The organism is Streptomyces sp. NPDC027189, from assembly GCF_055566975.1.
This window is the reverse complement of sequence record NZ_JBVHRI010000015.1, coordinates 28,554-47,114: the sequence shown is the minus strand read 5'-3', so window position 1 is coordinate 47,114 and position 18,561 is coordinate 28,554. Positions and strand designations below refer to the sequence as shown.

Here is an 18,561-nt window from a genome sequence, read left to right as displayed (position 1 = left end):
TGGGCATGCGTGCCGCTGGGGGCGGCGCCCGCCCCCAAAGAGAGCGGCACTCCGTAAGCGCCGGGCGGCCCATCCCCGAGCCAAGCACCCACGCCGGGCGCCCTAGGTGTATTGCCCTGAGAGATTGGGGACGCGGCGGCAGCAGCCCGCGACACGGCGTCACAGCGCCCGTGACGCATACGCCCTGACGTCCGCGTCGGGGTCCGTCACGGCCGTGGCGAGGGCGGCGCGCGCATCCGCGACATCGCCATGGCGGACCAGCGCCAGCACCGCAGCCTTGCGGACGTCGGCGTTCGGGTCGCCCAGCGCCTTGGCCAGGACAGGGACGGCCACGTCGGCAGCCGTGCCGGACAGCGCGGTGGCGGCGCCGGCACGGACCTGCCAGGCGGGGTCGGACTGGGCGGCGACGGCGCGAGCGGCCAGCGGCGCCGGGCATCCCGTGGCCGCCAGCGCCTCGAAGGCCGCCGCGCGGACCAGGGCTTCGGAGTCCTCGGTGAGCCGGTCGAGGGTGTCCTGGACCGGATTCCCCGGGGTCACGCCGGCCAGCGCTTTGGCAACGGTGACGCGGACCTCGCGGGAGGGGTCGGCCGCCGCCCGGGCCACGGGCTCCGCGGCATCGACCGAGACGAGGGCGCGTACGGCCTCGATCCGGACGGCGATGGCGGGATCGGCGAGGGCGTCCGCGAACAGCGCCGCGTCACCGAGGCGCAGCGCCCGCAGGACGTCCAGGGCGGCGGCGCGCACGACGGGATCGTCCTCGGCGAGGGCGGAGGCGAGGCCGTCGCGCAGGTAGGGCTCGGGCGGCAGCGTCTCGACCAGCTCGCGCAGCGAGGCCGCGGCGGCGGCCCGTACGTCGCCGTGCGGGTCGCGGAGTGCGGCGGCGAGGGCGGGGCCGGTACCGGACGGCACGGTCTCGGTGAGTACGGCAACGGTCGCCCGCCGGACGGCGGGGGCTGGATCGTTCAAGTAAGGCCGCAGGGCGGCGAGTTCGGGCTGCTCTTCGGAGAGAGCGAGGAGTTCGAGCAGGCGGGGGGAGGAGTTGTCATCCGCGTCCGGGTGACTGCTGGTGGTGGCCTCCGGGACATCGGTGGCCGCAGGCCGCGAGGCCACCGGTGCCGCATCACGCGCACCCGCCGTGGCCACCCCCTCCGGGTGGACCTCGCCGAGGTGTCGGGAGGGGCCGCCGGTCGGCGTGAAGTCGGGGACGGGGACGAGATAGGGAGCAACGGGTCGGGCCGTGAACTCCATCGAGCCGGAGGGGGACTTGTGCAGGTCGAGGTGGTGGAACCAGGAGGCGTCGTCGCGCGCGGGATGGTCCGTGCGGTTGTGGTAGAGACCCCAGCGGGACTCCGTGCGGGCCAGCGAGGCGCGCGCGGCCATCTCCGCGCAGTCGCGGATGAAGGTGACCTCGGCACACCGCATCAGCTCGTGCGGAGTACGGGCACCCATCTCCGCGATGTCCGCGCGCATCCGCTCGAACGCCTCCAGGGCGAGCGAGAGCCGGGCGCCGGACTTCGGCGGTGCCACGTAGTCGTTCACGAAGCGGCGGAGTTTGTACTCGACCTGGGGCTGCGGCGGCCCCTCCGGGTTGCGCAGCGGGCGGTAGATCAGCTCGTGCGCGTCGCGGAGTTGGTCCTGCGGCAACTCGCCCTCGTAGGGCTTGTACTGGGCCGCGTCCGCGCCCGCGAGGTCGCCGAAGACGAAGGCGCCGATCATGTAGTTGTGGGGGACACAGGCCAGGTCCCCGGCGGCGTACAGGCGCGGCACGGTCGTACGGGCGTGATGGTCGACCCGAACGCCGGAAGCGGAGTGGCCGCCGCACAGGCCGATCTCGGAGATGTGCATCTCGATGTCGTGGGTGCGGTAGTCGTGGCCGCGGCCGGCGTGGAAGGTGCCGCGGGTGGGGCGTTCCGTGGTGTGCAGGATGGATTCGAGGGCGCTGATCGATTCTTCGGGGAGGTGGCTCAGCTTGAGGTACACCGGGCCGCGGTCCGAGGAGACCTCCGCGGCGAACTCCGCCATCATCTGGCCCGACCAGTAGTCGGAGTCGACGAAGCGTTCACCGTGCCGGTTGACCTGGTAGCCGCCGAAGGGGTTGGCGACGTAGGCGCAGGCGGGGCCGTTGTAGTCCTTGATCAGCGGATTGATCTGGAAGCATTCGATGCCGGTGAGTCCGGCGCCGGCGTGGTAGGCCATGGCGTAGCCGTCACCGGCGTTGGTGGGGTTCTCGTACGTTCCGTAGAGGTAGCCGGAGGCGGGCAGGCCGAGGCGGCCGCAGGCGCCGGTGGCGAGGATGACGGCACCGGCGCGAACCGAGACGAAGCCGCCCGTGCGGGTGTTGAAGCCCGCCGCCCCGACCGCCCGGCCGCCCGCCGTCAGGACCCGCACCGGCATCACGCGGTTCTCGATGCGGATCCGCTCACGCATCTCACGGCGCCGCAGCTGCCGGTAGAGGACCTTTTTGACGTCCTTGCCCTCGGGCATCGGCAGCACGTACGAGCCGGACCGGTGCACCTGGCGGACCGCGTACTCGCCGTGCTCGTCCTTCTCGAACTTCACGCCGTACGACTCCAGGCGCTGCACCATGGCGAAGCCGCGCGTCGCGGTCTGGCGGACGGTGGACTGGTCGACGATGCCGTCGTTGGCGCGGGTGATCTCGGCTACGTAGTCGTCGGGTTCGGCGCGACCGGGGATGACCGCGTTGTTGACGCCGTCCATGCCCATGGCGAGGGCGCCGGAGTGGCGGACGTGCGCCTTCTCCAGGAGGAGGACGTCGGCCCCATGCTCGGCGGCGGTGAGGGCCGCCATCGTGCCGGCCGTGCCGCCGCCGATGACGAGGACGTCGCAGGTGAGTTCCGCGGCGTCCGCGAGGGCGGGGATCTCCATGCGGGTGTCCGCGCGGGTGGTGTCCACGGGGGTGCCTTTCAGGTGCTGAGGGATGCGAGGACCTCGCGGCGCAGGGTGAGCCGTGCCGGGTCGTCGAGTGCGGATCGCTCACGGGGGCGCGGGACTTCGCGTACGGCGCGGAGCCCGCTGGTGCTGTGGGAGCCGCCACCGAGCGGACGTCCGGAGCCGAGCAGCGCGACTCGGTCGCCCAGGAACAGCGCCTCGTCCACGTCGTGCGTCACGAAGACGACCGTGGCGCCGGTGCCGTGCAACACCTCGACCAGTAGGTCCTGCATGCCGGCGCGGGTCTGGGCGTCGAGGGCGCCGAAGGGTTCGTCCATGAGGACGGCGCGGGGTGCTCCGGCAAGGGCGCGGGCGAGTTGGACGCGCTGGCGCTGGCCTCCGGAGACACGATGCGGCAACTGCCGTTCGCGGCCGGTGAGTCCGACCCGGGCGAGCCAGGATTCGGCCTGGGCGCGGCGTTCGGCGCGGGGCAACCCCTTGATGACCAGCGGGAGTTCGACATTGGCGCGCAGGGTGCGCCAGGGGAGCAGGGCGTCCTCCTGGAAGACGATCGCACGGTCGGCGGCGGGGCCCACCAAGGGGCGGCCGTCCTGGGCGACCGTTCCCGTGAGGGCGGGCAGCAGCCCGGCGAGGGTGCGCAGGAGGGTCGACTTGCCGCAGCCCGAAGGGCCGACGACCGTGACGATCTCGCCGGGGGCGATGTCGAGGTCGACGTCTTCGAGGACGGGTGTGCCGGGGCGCCCGAGCGAGGCGTTCACGAGGGACAGCCGGGTGCCGCGCGTGGCGCTGGATGTCCCGGTCTCGGCGACGGGCGACTCCAGGTCGGCGACGGACGTCTCGGTCTCAGACGAGGTGCTCATCGCGCACCCCCTCGGGGCGTACGGGCGCCGGCGTGGGGGAGACCGGGGCGGCAGCCTTGCGCCGGCGCGCGCCGGTGACGTACTCCGTGCGTGGCAGCCAGCGGGTGAGCCACCGGCCCACGCGTTCGACGGCCGTGGAGGTGAGCCAACCGAGCACCCCGATCGTGACCATGCCGACGAAGACTCCTGGGTAGTCGACGACGGTGTAGTCCTGCCAGGTGCGGTAGCCGACGCCGTACTGGCCGGAGATCATCTCGGCGGAGATGACACAGATCCACGAGACACCGATGCCGACCGACAAGCCGCCGAAGATCCCGGGCAGGGCGCCCGGCAGGACCACCGAGCCGAGCACCCGCCATCGGCCGCCGCCCATCGAGCGCACCGCCTCCTCCCACACGGGGGTCAGCGCGCGCACCGCGTGCCGGGTGGAGACCAGGACAGGGAAGAAGGCGGCGGTGCAGGTGATGAAGACGATGCCTTGTTCGTTGGAGGGGAAGAGCAGGATCGCGACGGGGACGAGGGCGATGGCCGGGATCGGGCGGACGACCTCCAGCAGCGGGCCGAGCAGGTCCTCGGCGAGGCGGGAGCGCGCCACGGCCACTCCGGTCGCCACGCCCAGCACGGCCGCCAGCAGGAAGCCGGTGAGGATGCGGGTGAGGCTGTCGGTGAGGTCCGTCCAGTAGTCGTCGCCGCCCAGCCGGTCGCCGAAGGCGCGGGCCACGTCGGCGACGGTCGGGAACTGCGAGAAGCGCAGCCAGAGGTCGACGTTCAGGCTGGTCAGCAGCTGCCAGGCGGTCAGGGCCGTGGTGAGCGACGCGGCCCTGACCAGATACCGGGTCATGACGCCCGCTCCAGGGCGGTGGCGTACGAGATCGTGCGCGCGCCCTGGTGACCGGCGATGTACGCCCGGGCGGTCGCCGCCGTGACGAACGGGTGCAGGTCGTCGCCGTCGGCCACCCACACCGCATTGTCGGCGAACCACAGGGTGCCGGTGGTGGCGTCGGGGATGTACACGGCGCGGAGGGCGGTGCGATGCGCGGCCACGTAGTGGAGAAGGGAGGCGGCGGAGTTGAAGGTGCGCGTGCTGGTGGCGCCCTTGGGCCAGGCCTCGCTCGCGGCCGGTGGGGGCGTCGCGGCGAGCTGGTCGGCGTACGCGGTCGGGCCGAGGGCGCGTTTCACGTACTGGTCGTCGACGAAGGCGTCCACGTCCACGTCGCCGACGAGCTTCGCCGACTTCAGGACGGACACGTCCTTCTTCAGGGCGGAGATCAGACTCGGTTGCAGTGCCGGGTCGAAGGTGGCGATGCCATGAGCGCCGTTGTAGAGGTAGACGACCTCGGCGGGCAGGCCGGTCGCCTTCGCGACCTTCTCCGCCGCGGCCACCGGATGGTCGTGGAGGTAGGCCGTCGCGTCCGACTGCGCCTTCAAGAACGCTTCCAGTACGGCCGGGCGTTGCTTCGCGAAGTCCTCGCGGGCCGTGACGCCGTGGAAGGTCGGCAGATTCAGTTCGGCGCCGTCGTACAGGGCCTTCGCCTTGCCCTGGTAGGCGAGCAGACCGGGCCACGCGACGAACTGGGAGAGCGCGTCCGTGCTGCCCGCCGCGAGGGCCGAAGCACCCACGGCCGGCTGCTGGTTGAGTTTCTCGATGCCCTTGTCCGGGTCGATTCCGGCGCGCTGGAGGGCCCGTACGAGCGTGCCGTCGGCCGCCGAGCCGACGCTGGTCGACACCTTCTTGCCGCGCAGGTCATTCAGCGAACGGAGCTTCGAACCCGGCGTCGTGACGATGGTGTTGAGGCCGCCGTGGAGGTTGTAGCCGGTGACGGAGACCAGGTGGGTGGGGCGGCCGAGCTGCTTGCCGCGGGCCGCGTTGATGAGGAGCGGGAAGTCGCCCATCGAGCCGATGTCGATCTTCCCCGCGGTCATCTGGGCGGTGATCGGGGCGCCGGTCGCGTAGTCCTGCCAGTTCACCTTGTAGGTGATGCCGTCTCCGAGAGAGTTCAACTCCTTCTCGAAGTAGCCGAGCGAACGGAGGAGGGTTCCCGCCGTGACCGTATTGATCGTCTTGGACTGGTAGCCGACCGTGACGGTCACCGTGGAGCCGCCGGACCCGGTGTCGGCGCCGCAGGCGGTGAGGGGGAGTGCGAGGGCGGTCGCGGCGAGGGCGGCGAGTGCCTTGCTCGTGGCGCCGCGTACGGCCCCGTGTGCGGCTCCGTGCCCTGCCTTGTGTATTGCCTTGTGAATCATGGGAGTTCAGGCCTCTCACCGGAGCAGATAGGGCATGTTGACCGTGACGGCTCCGGTGGGGCAGCGGGCCGCGCACGGGCCGCAGTACCAGCACTCGTCGACGTGCATGTACGCCTTGCCGTTGCTCTCGTCGATGGCGAGGGAGTCCAGCGGGCACATGTCCACGCAGAGCGTGCAGCCGGCGATGCACTTCGACTCGTCGATGATCACGGGCACGTCGGCCCGCTGGGGCGCCAAGGGCATGGCTGTCTCCAGGGAGGTCCTGCGGGAAGGGTGGGGTCTGGCCGGGTGGGGTCGGGCGGGAAGGGGTCAGCGTGCGCGGCGGAGCCGGCCGCTCATCGTGATGCGGTCGCCGCGGAAGCGGATGAACTCCAGGTCGACGGGGCGGCCGTCGGCGAGGTGCGTGAGGCGTTCCAGCATGAGTACGGCGGTGCCGCGCGGCGCCTGCAGTACGGCGGCCGAGTGGGTGTCGGAGTTGACCGCTTCCAGGGTGATGTCGGCGTGCCCGAGGGGCTGCCCCGCGACGGCTTCCAGGAGACGGAAGACGTCGGTGTTCTCCAGGTCGGCGCCGAGCAGGGCGGTGCCGAGGTCGAGCGGGATGTAGGTGAGATCGAGGGAGAGGGGGAGGCCGTCGAGGCGGCGGAGGCGTTCGATGTAGAGCACGTCGGAACCGGGGGCGAGGCGGAGGCGGTCGGCCACCGGGGCGGGTGCGGCGACGGGGCCGACGGTGCGGACTTCGTTGGTGACCTGGCCGTGTTCGCGCAGGGTCTCCGCGAGTCCCATCAGCCGGTCGAGTCCGTGCGGGTACTTCTGGGCGACGACCACCGTGCCGACGCCGGGGAGGCGTTCCACCAGGCCTTCCGCGCGAAGCAGGTCGAGCGCTTGGCGGACGGTGTTGCGGGAGGCGCGGTAGTCGGCGCCGAGGGTGGTCTCGTGTGGCAGGGAGCCATCCGGGTAGCCGCCGGTCAGGATCTGGTGGCGCAGCAGGTCGGCGAGTTGGCGGGCTTGGTCCGCGCGCAGCCGCCGCCGGTGGGCGGCGACGGTGGTCGCGCCCTGGCCGGCGTGGTCTCGGATGCGGTCGGTGGGCATGCGACGGACCATACCGACGGGGGGTTGACTGTGGTGTTGCCGGAGTGTTGCGCCACTGCCAGTCGCTGTGGACGCCCTGCTGACCTGGGGTTTCGTGTGTCCGCGGGCAAGATCTGCCACCGGCATGCCACCGGTATGCCTGCGGTGTGCCACCGGTGGTCTGCCCGCGTGCGCCTTACGCGTGTGGGTGGGGCGGGTCCGTGCCGGTACATCCGCCCGTCGCGGTGCGGACGTTCTCCGTGAAGTCGAACTTGCCTGTCGTGAGGGACGGGCATTCGATGTACCGGCACGGACCCTTCCGTGCGTGGGCGACTGCGGGTGCGTGGGGGCTGTGGTCCCGGTGACTCCCGCGTGGCCGTGATCACCATCGCCTCGTCGGCCCCCAAGGCCTCGCGGCGCCTTCTCTCAGGCGCCCGTGATCCGGCCCGTCACCTCGCCGAGGCCCACACGCGTGCCGCCCGGCCCCGGAGCCCACGCCGTCAGGGTCACCTCGTCGCCGTCCTCCAGGAAGGTGCGCTTGGCGTCGGGGAGGGCGAGGGTGTCGCGGCCGTTCCAGGTGAGTTCGAGGAGGGAGCCGCGTTCGGTCTCGGCGGAACCGCTGACGGTGCCGGAGCCGTACAGGTCGCCGGTGCGCAGGGAGGCGCCGTTGACCGTCATGTGGGCCAGTTGCTGGGCGGCGGTCCAGTACATGGTGGAGAAGGGGGGTTCGGACACGACGTGGCCGTTGATCGCGACGGAGATGCGGAGGTCGTAGCCGCCGGGGTCTTCGGAGGAGTCGTCGAGGTAGGGGAGCAGGGGGTGCGTGCGGGCGGGGGGCGCCACCCGGGCGTCTTCGAGTGCGTCGAGCGGGGTGATCCACGCCGACACCGATGTGGCGAAGGACTTGCCGAGGAAGGGGCCGAGGGGGACGTACTCCCATGCCTGGATGTCGCGAGCCGACCAGTCGTTGAGGAGGCAGAGGCCGAAGACGTGGTCGCGGAAGGCGGAGAGGGGGACGGAGGTGCCCATGGGTGAAGGTGTGCCGACCACGAAGCCGACCTCCGCCTCGATGTCCAGGCGGAGCGAAGGGCCGAAGGTGGGGGCGGTGTCGGAGGGGGGCTTGCGCTGGCCCGACGGGCGGACCACCTCCGTGCCGGACACCACCACCGTGCCGGAGCGGCCGTGGTAACCGATCGGCAGGTGCTTCCAGTTGGGGGTGAGCGAGTCGGCGGCATCGGGGCGGAAGATCTGGCCTACGTTCCGGGCGTGGTTCTCGGAGGCGTAGAAGTCGACGTAGTCCGCTACGTCGAAGGGGAGGTGCAGGGTCACCTCGGAGAGGGGGTGGAGGTGGGGCGCGAGGGTCTCCCGGTGGGCCGGGACGGTCACCCAGGCCGTGAGCGCACGCCGTACGTCGGACCAGGCCGTGCGGCCCGCCGCGAGCAACGGGTTCAGGGTCGGCTGCGCCAGCAGCTCGGCGTACGGGGAGCCGAGGGCGCGGGCCGCCGCGCCCGCGTCGAGTACGTGATCGCCGAGCCGGACGCCGACGGTCGGCTCGGACGAGCCCACCCGGCTGAAGACGCCGTACGGAAGGTTGTGCGGGCCGAAGGGATCGCCCTCGGGGACATCGAAGGGGGGCATCGGGTGCTGCCTCACTTTCGGACTCGTACTCGCCATGTGATTCATGTGTTCCAAGTGGTCGGGGCACACGTTACGGGGGAGTGACCGTGCCGTGGCAGGGCCTAAAGAGTTTGCAATGTCCGAATTGGCCTTGTCGGACGCGGCAATTCCGGCTTAGCGTCCTTTGGGGACACGGACGGGGTGGATCCGGTCCGTAGGGGGACGCGTGGGGGGACCCGTGGCCAGGAGCTCCAGCAGTGTGCCGGTCGACGCCGACCGGGAGGTTCCGGGCCTCATCGTGAAGTTCGGCGACTACCCGCTGCACCACGGCGGGGTGGGCGCCATCCGCAGTCTGGGCCGGCTCGGCATACCGATGTATGCGATCACCGAGGACCGTTACACGCCCGCTGCGGCCTCGCGCTATCTGCGGCGTGCCTTCGTCTGGCCGACGACCGGGACGGAGGAGCCGGAGCGGCTCGTCGAGGGGCTGCTGCGGATCGGGCGGCGGATCGGGCGGCCGACGGTACTCGTCCCGACGGACGAAGAGGCCGCCGTGCTGATCGCCGAGCATCAGGACGAGTTGGGGGACCGCTTTCTCTTTCCGCGTGTGGACGCCAAGCTGCCGCGCCGCCTCGCCAGCAAACAGGGTCTGCACGAACTGTGCGTGGAACACGGCATCCCCAGCCCGCAGGCGGCCTTTCCCCAGTCGTACGAGGAGATCGTCGCGTTCGCCGAGAGCGCCCGCTTCCCGCTCGTCGCCAAGAACCGCGAGGCGTTCGTGCGCCGCAGCCGGCCTGCGGTGAACGGGACGACGCGGATCGCGACCCGCGAGGGGCTGCTGACGCTCGCCCGGGACTGGGGCGCGCAACCGGGCGTGATCCTTCAGGAGTACCTGCCGAGGGAGGAGGCGGAGGACTGGATCGTGCACGCGTACTTCGACGCGGACTCGACGCCGCTCGCGATGTTCACGGGCGTGAAGGTCCGCTCCTGGCCGCCGCACGCGGGAATGACGGCGAATGCGTACGTCGTCGACAATCCGGAACTCGCGGACCTCGCCGCGCGTTTCATCAAACAGATCGGCTTCAGCGGCGTCATCGACCTCGACCTGCGCTTCGACCGGCGCGACGGACAGTACAAGCTCCTTGACTTCAACCCACGGATGGGCGCGCAATTCCGGCTTTTCGAGAACGAGTCGGGGATCGACGTCGTCCGTGCCATGCATCTGGACCTGACCGGACGCACCGTTCCAGAGGGGGAACAGCGCGCCGGTCACCGGTACATCGTGGAGAACATCGACCTGCCGGCCCTGCTCGCCTATCGGCGCAGCGGCTATACGACACCGCACGCGCCGGTTCGCGCGAGCGGTACGGAACTTGCGTGGCTCGCGGGTGACGACCTGCGGCCGTTCTTCACGATGCTCGCGCGCTTCGTGCGGCCGGGCGCGAAGCATCTGTATCAGCTGTGGCGGACCAACCGCTTAGGCAGCACCAACAGTTCCACCGCGAAGTAGACGTAGTACGTCCTGGGGAGGGGACTTCGTGATTCATCCGGTAGCAATCATCGGGGCCGGGCCATTCGGCCTGTCCACCGCCGCCCATTTGCGGGCGCGCGGTGTTCCGGTGCGTGTCTTCGGCGAGCCCATGGTGAGCTGGCGCGATCACATGCCCGAGGGGATGCTCCTCAAGTCGACCCCCGCCGCCTCCAGCATCGACGCCCCGCAGCGCGGGCACACACTCCTCGACTACTGCGACGCGGCGGGGATACCGCGACTGGTCACGGACGAGGACATCATCCCGGTCGAGACGTTCATCGCGTACGGGGAGTGGTTCCAGCACAAGCTCGTGCCCGAGCTGGAGCGGGTGCGGGTCGTCTCGGTCGACCGCAAGGACGGCCGTAAGGGCTCCGGCGGCTCCGACGGCTTCGAACTCAAGCTGGATTCAGGGGAGTTGTTCACGGCTCGGGCGGTCGTGGTGGCCACCGGTCTGTCCGGACTCGCCCATCTGCCCGCCGAGCTCGCGGGAGCGGCGGCAGACGGACCCACCCCCACGGGCCCTGTCTCCCACAGCTCCCAGCACCACGACCTGACCCGGTTCTCCGGCAAGGAGCTCATCGTCGTCGGCGCGGGCCAGTCCGCCCTGGAGACGGCCGCGCTCGCGGCGGAGGCGGGCGCGCAGGTGCGCATCGTCTCCCGTGGCAAGGGCGCGGTCGACTTCGGCGCGCCCCCGTGGAAGCAGCCCAAGCTGCGCCCCGAGTCGCCCTTCGGCCGCGCCTGGTCCCTGTGGGCGCTGAGCTACTACCCACAGCCCTACCGTTACCTGCCCGCGCAAGCCCGGCACTACCTGGTCCGCCGTGTGCTCGGTCCGCTCGGCGCCTGGTGGCTGCGCGACCGCTTCGAGGGCAAGGTCGACGTCCGCGAGGTCTCCCGGATCGTCCGCGTCGACGCGCGCGACGGCCACCCCGTCCTCTCCGCCCAGACCCACGGCGGCCGGACCGAGGAGCTTTCCGCCGACCACGTCATAGCCGCGACCGGCTATCGCGTCGACATCGCCGCGATGGACTTCCTCGGACACGAGCTCCGCACCGAGCTCGCGGTCAGCCGGGGTACGCCGAAACTCGGCGGGGGGTATCGGTCGTCCGTGCCCGGGTTGTACTTCACGGGGTTGCCGGCGGCGGCCTCGTACGGGCCGGTGATGCGGTTCGTGTGCGGGACGGAGTTCGCTTCACCGCGGCTGGCCAAGCACTTGGTGGCTGCGCACGGGTAGTCGAGGCAGGGGGCGCCCTTGCGCGTGGGTGCGCCCCCTGGCCGTCGCATCACATCGGCACGGCTCCGGCCGCTCGTCCCGCCCGCGGCTCGCGTCGGGCCAACTCCGCGCCTGGGGGCTGTTGTTGGACCCGGACGCGGTGGCGCACACCGGTGTGGGCAGAAGTGGACCACCCATGGCCAGTACGGCCGATAACGCCGGTATCGCCCATACCGTCCGTGCGGTGAACGGTGTTGCTGACGGGATACCGGACGTCGTCCGGTTCACGCCGGGCCGATGAGTCGTTCGATCCGTATTCTTCGGATCATGGCCGCTCCGACTGCATATTCACTCATCGCCACTGACCTGGACGGGACGCTGCTGCGCGGCGACGACACACTCTCCGACCGGTCGCGCGCCGCGTTGGCGAGAGCCACGGCCGAGGGTGCCCAGCATCTGGTGGTGACGGGACGGCCGGCACCCAGGGTCCGACCGCTCCTGGACGAACTCGGCGGCCAGGGACTGGCGGTGTGCGGGCAGGGGGCGCAGTTGTACGACGCCGGGGCGCACCGTCTGCTGTGGTCGGTGACCCTGGACAGGGAGCTGGCGGAGACCGCGCTCGGCAAGATCGAGGCGGAGGTCGGGCTGCTCTACGCGGCGGTGGACCAGGACGGTGTGGACGGCCTGACGCTCATCGAGCCGGGGTATGTCATGCCGCATCCGACGCTGCCGGCGGTACGGGTGCCGCGCCGCGACGACCTCTGGACGGAGCCGATCAGCAAGGTGCTGCTCCGTCACCCCTCGCTGTCCGACGACGAGTTGGCCTTGGCCGCGCGGGGAGTGGTCGGTTCGCTGGCGACGGTCACCATGTCGGGGCCGGGCACCGTCGAACTCCAGCCATGCGGTGTGACCAAGGCGACGGGGCTCGCCCTCGCCGCCGCTCACCTCGGCCTCAGCCACGCCACCACCCTCGCCTTCGGCGACATGCCCAACGACATCCCCATGTTCGACTGGGCCGCCCATGGCGTCGCCATGGCCAACGCCCACCCGGAGCTGAAGGCGGTGGCCGACGAGGTGACCCTGTCGAACGAGGAGGACGGGATCGCGGTGGTGCTGGAGCGGCTCTTCGGGGCCCAGGAGAAGGCCCGGGAGAACGTGTCTCAGTAGGCGCCGTTGACGTTGTCGATCGAGCCGTACTTCGCCGCCGCGTAGTTGCAGGCCGCCGTGATGTTCGCGACCGGGTCGTAGGGGTCCATCGAGGTGCCGGGGACGTGGTACGCCTTGAAGGTCGGGTCGATGACCTGGAGGAGGCCCTTGGACGGGATGCCGGCGGCGGCGTTGGAGTCCCAGTTGTTGATGGCCCGGGGGTTGCCGGAGGACTCCCGCATGACGTTGCGGTGGATGCCGTTGTAGGTGCCCGGAATGTGCGCCTTGCCCATGATGTCCAGCGAGTGCTTGATCCAGCCGTCCAGATTGTTGGCGTACGTCTTCGTGGAGGCGGGGGCGGCCGGCGTCGCGGACTGGGTGCTTGCCTTGGTCGCCGAGCCCAACTTCACGGTCCTCGTGCCCACTGTCAGCGTCAGGCCCGGGGAGAGGGCCGTCGGGTTCGCACCGATCACCGCACGGTTGGCGTCGTACAGCTTCTTCCAGCCGCCGCTCTGCGGGTACTTCTGCGCGATCTTGGACAGGGTGTCGCCCGCGACCACCTTGTAGGTGACGAGCTGGACGTCGGTGATCGTGACTGCGGCAGCCTTCGTGACCTGCGGCGCTTGCGCCGGCTGGGCGGCGTGCGCGCTGGTCGCGCTCACGAGGGGAAGGGCCAGCGCGGCTCCGCTCGTGCCTGCGGCGATCATGCAGCGGGTGAACGTGCTGCTGGTCTTGGGGCGGTAGTGCTTGCCTCGTGCGGGCATGACGACATTCCTCTCCGGCGCCTGCGAGGTGAGCTGTCGGGTTCGGGCGGGAGGTGCCCGGCCGCGCGCTGGGCGCGGCTTCACCCCTAGCCGTTCCGTTGGTCCGGACCGGCGGCTTACCTGGGTCCCCCGCTCCTGCCGTGCGTGGGTGGGTGGGTTTCCGGGCGGTGGCAGGATTCGGCGATCCGCCCGGATCGGGGCGAACGTATGCGAGAGCACATGTCGGGAACAAGACCCGAATTCATGGCTCAGTCCGTTTTAATCCCGGAAAAGGAGGGGGTGAAATGCCCGATTGTGCCGGAATGTGATCCTCAACTTGGCTTTCGCGAAGGGGAATCGAGGTGGTGGGGCATGGCGCCGGGGCGGCTCGGGCGTGACTCAATTCACGCGACCAAGGCACATTAAAGCGGCAATGCTTTTAATTCGGACATTACGCATCGAGCGTCCGGGCCGGGGAATGCCGGGGAGGAGCTGGGCGCACCTCCCACACGGAGAGGTCCGTGTCGGGGTTGTCGTCGGGGAGGCGGCCCGCGTCGGGCTTGAAGTAGAGGCCGTAGCCCCAGTATTCGGGGAGTTCGTGGCACATCAGGTCGGGATACGGCTCGAACTGCCGCCCCTGGTATGCCCTGTTGATCCTCGCGACGGCTTCCGCCCGTGAGATCCCGAAGCGCGTGACCATCTCGTGGGCCATCTCGCGGAAGTGCGCGAGCATGCCCTCGTCGAGGTCCATCAGGAATTCCGCGGTCCGCGTCTGCGCCATGGCCTCAGGGCTCCCTGCCGGACCCCCGGCCCTCCAAGTCCTAGCCCGCGGCTCGGGGGATCCGCTTCTCCCAGGTCCGGTGGAAGACCACCTCGTCGCCGTCCTTGCAGACGACCTCGTTGGAGGTGATGAAGTCCTCGGCGTCGCAAGTGATTTCGGAGCTCGTCGAGATGCGCGCGTCCCAGGGCAGGTCCGGGCGGTGCAGGCGGACCGACCACGTCGAGCGGGCGCGGGCGGAGAGGGGGTTGGAGTCGTTGATGGTGTAGGTCTCCAGCGCGTTCTCGGTGAATTCGAGACCGTCGGGGTAGACGCGGGTGCCGCCGTAGCGCGGGTCGACCTCCAAGCGCCACGCGCAGGCGGCCACGTCGCGGACCACCAGGCGTTCCGGGCGGGGTTCGTCCAGCGTCGTCGGGACGATGACCCCCAGCGGTTCGGACTGCTCCGGATCCTCGAAAGTGAGGGAGGGCGTCGACTCCCGTGTTCTTACCGGGAGTTCCAGCAGGCTGCCCGTCGGGTCCAGGGTGATACCGGCCTCCGAGCCCGGCTGGGGCCAGATCCAGGGCCAGTACGCGTTGGAGACGGAGAGGCGGATGCGGTGGCCCGGCGGGAACGCGTAGCCGATGCTGGTCAGGTCGAAAACCACCTCCTCCGTAGCACCCGGCTTCCAGGGAACCGCCTGGTCACGACCATGACGCTTTGACAGGTTCAGTACACCCCGGGTGACGAGTGTCGAGGCTCCGTGGGGGGCCACGTCGCAGAGGCGGGCGATCACCTGACCCCGGTGAACCGAGGACCTCAGCCGCAGGCGGACTCTCGGACGGCCCAACACCCAGGTCTCCTCCGGTACTTCGAATTCGAAGCAGGCGGATCTCGCGTCCTCCTCCCGCTGGTCCGGGGGCAGGTCCGCGTCGTTCCCGAGGGGGAGGAAGCGGCCCGCGTCCGCGCCCGTGTGCTGGGGCGAGCGGATCAGTACCGGGTCGCCCTGGAGCGCGTACGAGACGGGGGTGACGGAGGGGGAGGGCCAGGCCGGGTCGCCGACCCAGCGGCCGGGGAGCTCCGAGTACGTCGTCGCCGGGAGATGTGCGTCCATCACGTACGAGCGGAGGACGGGGGTGGACAAGGCGCCCGTGTCCTTGTCCCGGAGCCAGTGGTCCCACCAGCGCAGGGTCTCCTGGAGGAAGCCGATCGCCGGGCCGGGCGGCAGGCCCCGGTCGGGATACTGGTGCGACCAGGGGCCGATCAGGCCGCGTACGCGATCCCGCGGAAGGTGTTCCACCAGCCGCAGCACCGTGTCGCGGTACGGGTCGTGCCAGCCGCCGACCGCGAGGACCGCCGCCCGGATCGCGCCGTAGTCCTCGCAGACGCTGCCGTGCCGCCAGTACGGGTCCCGGGTCTGGTGGGACAGCCAGGTGTGGATGAGCGGGTCCACCGCCTGCAGGCGCTTCACCCACATGTCGCGCCACATCACCTGGCCCACGTGCACCGGGTCGGGCGGGCGGGAGACGAAGGCGAGCAGGGTGGCCGCCCAGGCGTGCATGTCGACGGCGAGGACGGAACCTCCCATGTAGTGCACGTCGTTGTCATAGCGATCGTCCGTCGAGCAGACCGTGACGATCGCCTTCAGCGGCTCGGGCGCGAGAGCCGCGATCCGGAGGGAGTTGAAGCCGCCCCAGGAGATGCCGAACATGCCGACCTTGCCGGTGCACCAGGGCTGGGACGCGAGCCAGTTGACGACCTCCACCCCGTCGGCCAGCTCCACCTCCGAGTACGCGTCCGTCGGCAGGCCCTCCGAGTTGCCGTGGCCGCGGACGTCCACCCGGACGGAGGCGTAGCCGTGGCCCGCGTACCAGGGATGGCGTTGCCAGTCGCGGGGCGCGGTCCAGTCCGTGAGGCGACACGGGAGGTATTCGAGGAGGACGGGCACGGGCTCGTCGGTCAGCGGGCGCCAGACGCGGGCGTACACGCGGGTGCCGTCCGGGAGCGGGATCCAGATGTCCTCGTGAGTGATCTCGTACGGGAAGGACGTACGGATGTGCATGAGCGTCACCCCAGTGGCGTCAGTGGACCGGGTGCATCGTGCGGCGCGGTCAGGGCGCGCGGGCGAATTGCGCGGCGTGTCCGCGTCCGGCCAGGTGACGGCGGCCCGCCACGTACGGGGTGGGGCCGAATGTCATCCGGATGGCCGCCGCCGAGAATCCCCCGTTGCGGTCGGCGAGCCGGCCGCGGGCCACGGAGCCCAGGTGGACGAGCGTTGCGTACGCCGCCGTGCCCGCGGCCATGCCCATGCCGCCGTGGGCGACGATGTCGGCGCAGCAGAGAATCAGGATCACCTGCATGCCGAGGAACGAGAAGCGCTCCCGGACCTCCAGGCCGGAGAGGGGCGGCAGGCCCCTGGGCCTGGCGAAAAAGGCCTGGTCGTCACCCGGCGGCTGCCGGCTGCCGGGCTCGGTCTCGACGGCGCTTCGGGACACGGCGGGGTCCCTCCGGATGGGTCGTTGCATGTCCGGTCGTATCAGCTGATCAAGAACATACCGCCCGTGATCCGATATCGCCCGGGCGAGCGGGGTACCTGCTGCTGGAGCGAAGTCGAGCGGGGGGACGGTGGGCGCTCGTGGTGATCGAAACGTGACCGGATACGCTGACTTGAGTGATGGCAGCGACACATCGACAAACCGTGTCATCGACCGAATGATCGACCGAGTTCGCCATGTGATCGTCAGCAGACAGGAGAACCTCTCGTGACCGTCGTCGGGCCGTTCGGGCTGAGCGTGCGGGACCAGGCTCTCGAAGCCGATGTCCAGGCCGGATTGGCGGCTGTGGAGGAGGGCTTGCTCGAAGTCACCAAGAGCGAGGTTCCCTTCATTACGGAGGCCGCGCAGCATCTTCTCCGGGCCGGTGGCAAGCGGTTCCGTCCGCTGCTCGTGATGCTCGCCGCGCAGTTCGGTGATCCGTACGCGCCGGGTGTCGTGCCCTCGGCCGTGGTCGTCGAGCTGACCCATCTCGCCACGCTGTACCACGACGACGTGATGGACGAGGCGGACGCGCGACGCGGGGTGCCCAGCGCGAACACCCGCTGGGGCAACTCGGTGGCCGTCCTCACGGGTGATTTCCTCTTCGCGCGTGCCTCGCACACCCTGGCCGACCTCGGGCCCGAGGCCGTCCGGATCCAGGCCGAGGCGTTCGAACGGCTCGTGACCGGGCAGATCCTGGAGACCGCGGGACCGCGCGACGGGCGTGACCCGGTCGACCACTACCTGGACGTGCTCAGCGGCAAGACCGGCTCGCTGGTCGCCGTCGCGTGCCGGTTCGGGGCGATGATGTCGGGGGCCGACGAGACGGTCGTGGACGTGCTGACGCAGTACGGGGAGCGGCTGGGTGTCGCCTTCCAGCTCGCGGACGACGTGCTGGACATCGCGTCCGACTCGCACGAGTCCGGGAAGACGCCGGGGACGGATCTGCGTGAGGGGATTCCTACGCTGCCCGTGCTGCGGCTTCGGGAGCGGGCGGAGCGGCTGGGTCTTGCCGAGGACATCGCGCTGTGCGAGCTGCTCGACTCCGACCTGACGGACGACGCCCGGCATGCCGAGGCGCTCTCCCGGCTGCGGGTCCATCCCGCGCTGGAGCAGGCGCGGCGGGACACCGTGCGGTACGCGGAGGATGCGCGGGCCGCGCTGGCTCCGCTTCCGGAGTGTGATGCGAAGGCCGCGCTGACGGAGCTTGTCGACGCGGTGGTGCACCGGGCCGGGTGAGGTCCGCCTTCCGGGTGCCCGGGGGTGGGGTTGCCGTCGGGTGGGTTGCGCGGCCCGCTGCTGTACGGGGTGCCGCTGTGCCCACCTGTGCCGCCCCGGCGGCACGATTGCCCACAGCTGGGTCGGCTGGCGGCCCCCGGCGCCCCGGCCCCCGGCGCGCATGTCTACTGCTGCGGCGGCTGTCTCAGTAACCCGATCCTCCCGTGTTCGTCGCCGGCTCGCCTGACGCCTTCGCTCCTGTGGGTGTCGCCGCGAACCACGTTCCGTCGACTCCCTGGCCGTACGCCTCCTTCGGTTCGTCGTCCTTGCTGTAGCGGTAGAGGGGCCAGCCGGCGAGGGTGAGTTGGGTGGTGCCGTCGGTGCGCTTCACGGTGGAGACGAGGTTCTTGTCGATGCCCTTGGTCGTGATGGCGCCCTGGGCGGTCGCGGCGGGCCAGAGCATGGCGCACGCGGCGTAGCAGGTGACCTTGGTCGGGTTCGCGGAGTCCGCGTCGAAGCGGTAGAGGACGTAACCCTTGCTGTCGGTCACGACCGTGCCGACGTTCTTGACGTCGGCGGCTGTCAGCGTGGTCCCCGACGCCGTCGAGGTGCCGGCCTTCGTGGCGCCACCGCCGCCGCTCCCTCCGCTCCCGCACCCGGCGAGCGTGAGCGCCACCAGCGCGGTGCCCGTGGCCGCGTAACCAATGATGTGCCGCATGGCTA

15 protein-coding genes, 1 pseudogene and 1 riboswitch are annotated in these 18,561 nt (G+C 70.7%); of the genes and pseudogenes, 4 read left to right on the top strand and 12 right to left on the bottom strand.

The genetic code is table 11. From position 1 onward, the window contains the following. Nucleotides 1-159: 159 nt before the first annotated feature. The 7 genes from ACZ4RZ_RS30690 to fahA all read right to left on the bottom strand — a co-directional run bounded on the left by ACZ4RZ_RS30690 (nt 160) and on the right by fahA (nt 8,720). Nucleotides 160-2,886: a fumarate reductase/succinate dehydrogenase flavoprotein subunit gene (locus ACZ4RZ_RS30690; protein WP_467749794.1), complete on the bottom strand. Its 2,727-nt coding sequence runs from the start codon at nt 2,884-2,886 to the stop codon at nt 160-162. A gap of 38 nt (nt 2,887-2,924) precedes the next feature. Continuing rightward, nucleotides 2,925-3,770, bottom strand: coding sequence for an ABC transporter ATP-binding protein (locus ACZ4RZ_RS30685; RefSeq protein WP_467749481.1), 846 nt, complete (start codon nt 3,768-3,770; stop codon nt 2,925-2,927). Next, nucleotides 3,754-4,611, bottom strand: a complete 858-nt coding sequence (locus ACZ4RZ_RS30680; RefSeq protein ID WP_467749480.1) for an ABC transporter permease — start codon at nt 4,609-4,611, stop codon at nt 3,754-3,756. The genes ACZ4RZ_RS30685 and ACZ4RZ_RS30680 overlap by 17 nt, the downstream gene beginning before the upstream one ends. Next, nucleotides 4,608-6,014: an ABC transporter substrate-binding protein gene (locus ACZ4RZ_RS30675; protein WP_467749479.1), complete on the bottom strand. Its 1,407-nt coding sequence runs from the start codon at nt 6,012-6,014 to the stop codon at nt 4,608-4,610. The genes ACZ4RZ_RS30680 and ACZ4RZ_RS30675 overlap by 4 nt, the downstream gene beginning before the upstream one ends. Nucleotides 6,015-6,029: 15 nt before the next feature. Continuing rightward, entirely contained in the window at nt 6,030-6,257 is a 228-nt protein-coding gene (locus ACZ4RZ_RS30670) for a 4Fe-4S dicluster domain-containing protein (RefSeq protein WP_467749477.1), read from the bottom strand. A gap of 66 nt (nt 6,258-6,323) precedes the next feature. Beyond that, a complete protein-coding gene (locus ACZ4RZ_RS30665; RefSeq protein ID WP_467749475.1) occupies nt 6,324-7,103 on the bottom strand; it encodes a GntR family transcriptional regulator in 780 nt (259 codons plus the stop codon). Nucleotides 7,104-7,508: 405 nt separating this feature from the next. Next, entirely contained in the window at nt 7,509-8,720 is a 1,212-nt protein-coding gene (gene fahA / locus ACZ4RZ_RS30660; RefSeq protein WP_467749474.1) for a fumarylacetoacetase, read from the bottom strand. Nucleotides 8,721-8,937: 217 nt separating this feature from the next. Here fahA and ACZ4RZ_RS30655 point away from each other — a divergent pair, with 217 nt between their 5' ends. The 3 genes from ACZ4RZ_RS30655 to ACZ4RZ_RS30645 all read left to right on the top strand — a co-directional run bounded on the left by ACZ4RZ_RS30655 (nt 8,938) and on the right by ACZ4RZ_RS30645 (nt 12,607). After that, nucleotides 8,938-10,209: a carboxylate--amine ligase gene (locus ACZ4RZ_RS30655; protein ID WP_467749472.1), complete on the top strand. Its 1,272-nt coding sequence runs from the start codon at nt 8,938-8,940 to the stop codon at nt 10,207-10,209. A gap of 28 nt (nt 10,210-10,237) precedes the next feature. Next, the gene (locus ACZ4RZ_RS30650) at nt 10,238-11,461 is read left to right on the top strand and encodes an FAD-dependent oxidoreductase (RefSeq protein ID WP_467749471.1); all 1,224 of its coding nucleotides are present in this window, start codon (nt 10,238-10,240) and stop codon (nt 11,459-11,461) included. A gap of 306 nt (nt 11,462-11,767) precedes the next feature. Next, nucleotides 11,768-12,607 carry an HAD family hydrolase gene (locus ACZ4RZ_RS30645; RefSeq protein WP_467749469.1) on the top strand — a complete coding sequence of 280 codons (840 nt, stop codon included), beginning with the start codon at nt 11,768-11,770 and terminating at the stop codon, nt 12,605-12,607. Here the strand turns inward: ACZ4RZ_RS30645 and ACZ4RZ_RS30640 are convergent. The 4 genes and pseudogenes from ACZ4RZ_RS30640 to ACZ4RZ_RS30625 all read right to left on the bottom strand — a co-directional run. Beyond that, nucleotides 12,601-13,350 (bottom strand): transglycosylase SLT domain-containing protein, encoded by a 750-nt coding sequence (locus ACZ4RZ_RS30640; protein WP_467749468.1) that lies wholly within the window; start codon nt 13,348-13,350, stop codon nt 12,601-12,603. The two genes, ACZ4RZ_RS30645 and ACZ4RZ_RS30640, sit on opposite strands and share 7 nt — an antisense overlap. Nucleotides 13,351-13,353: 3 nt before the next feature. Beyond that, nucleotides 13,354-13,511: riboswitch (cyclic di-AMP (ydaO/yuaA leader) on the bottom strand. A gap of 269 nt (nt 13,512-13,780) precedes the next feature. Next, entirely contained in the window at nt 13,781-14,110 is a 330-nt protein-coding gene (locus tag ACZ4RZ_RS30635; RefSeq protein WP_467749466.1) for a hypothetical protein, read from the bottom strand. A gap of 40 nt (nt 14,111-14,150) precedes the next feature. Continuing rightward, the gene (locus tag ACZ4RZ_RS30630) at nt 14,151-16,148 is read right to left on the bottom strand and encodes a CocE/NonD family hydrolase (RefSeq protein WP_467749464.1); all 1,998 of its coding nucleotides are present in this window, start codon (nt 16,146-16,148) and stop codon (nt 14,151-14,153) included. A 52-nt stretch (nt 16,149-16,200) separates the two neighbouring features. Then, nucleotides 16,201-16,581 (bottom strand): annotated as a pseudogene (locus ACZ4RZ_RS30625) (hypothetical protein); the annotation flags it as partial. Nucleotides 16,582-16,848: 267 nt separating this feature from the next. Between ACZ4RZ_RS30625 and ACZ4RZ_RS30620 the strand changes: the two are divergent. Beyond that, complete coding sequence (locus ACZ4RZ_RS30620) at nt 16,849-17,859, top strand: polyprenyl synthetase family protein (protein ID WP_467749462.1); 1,011 nt, start codon at nt 16,849-16,851, stop codon at nt 17,857-17,859. Between the two features lie 184 nt (nt 17,860-18,043). Here ACZ4RZ_RS30620 and ACZ4RZ_RS30615 read toward each other — a convergent pair whose 3' ends face one another. Further along, complete coding sequence (locus ACZ4RZ_RS30615) at nt 18,044-18,556, bottom strand: hypothetical protein (RefSeq protein WP_467749461.1); 513 nt, start codon at nt 18,554-18,556, stop codon at nt 18,044-18,046. Nucleotides 18,557-18,561 lie beyond the last annotated feature (5 nt).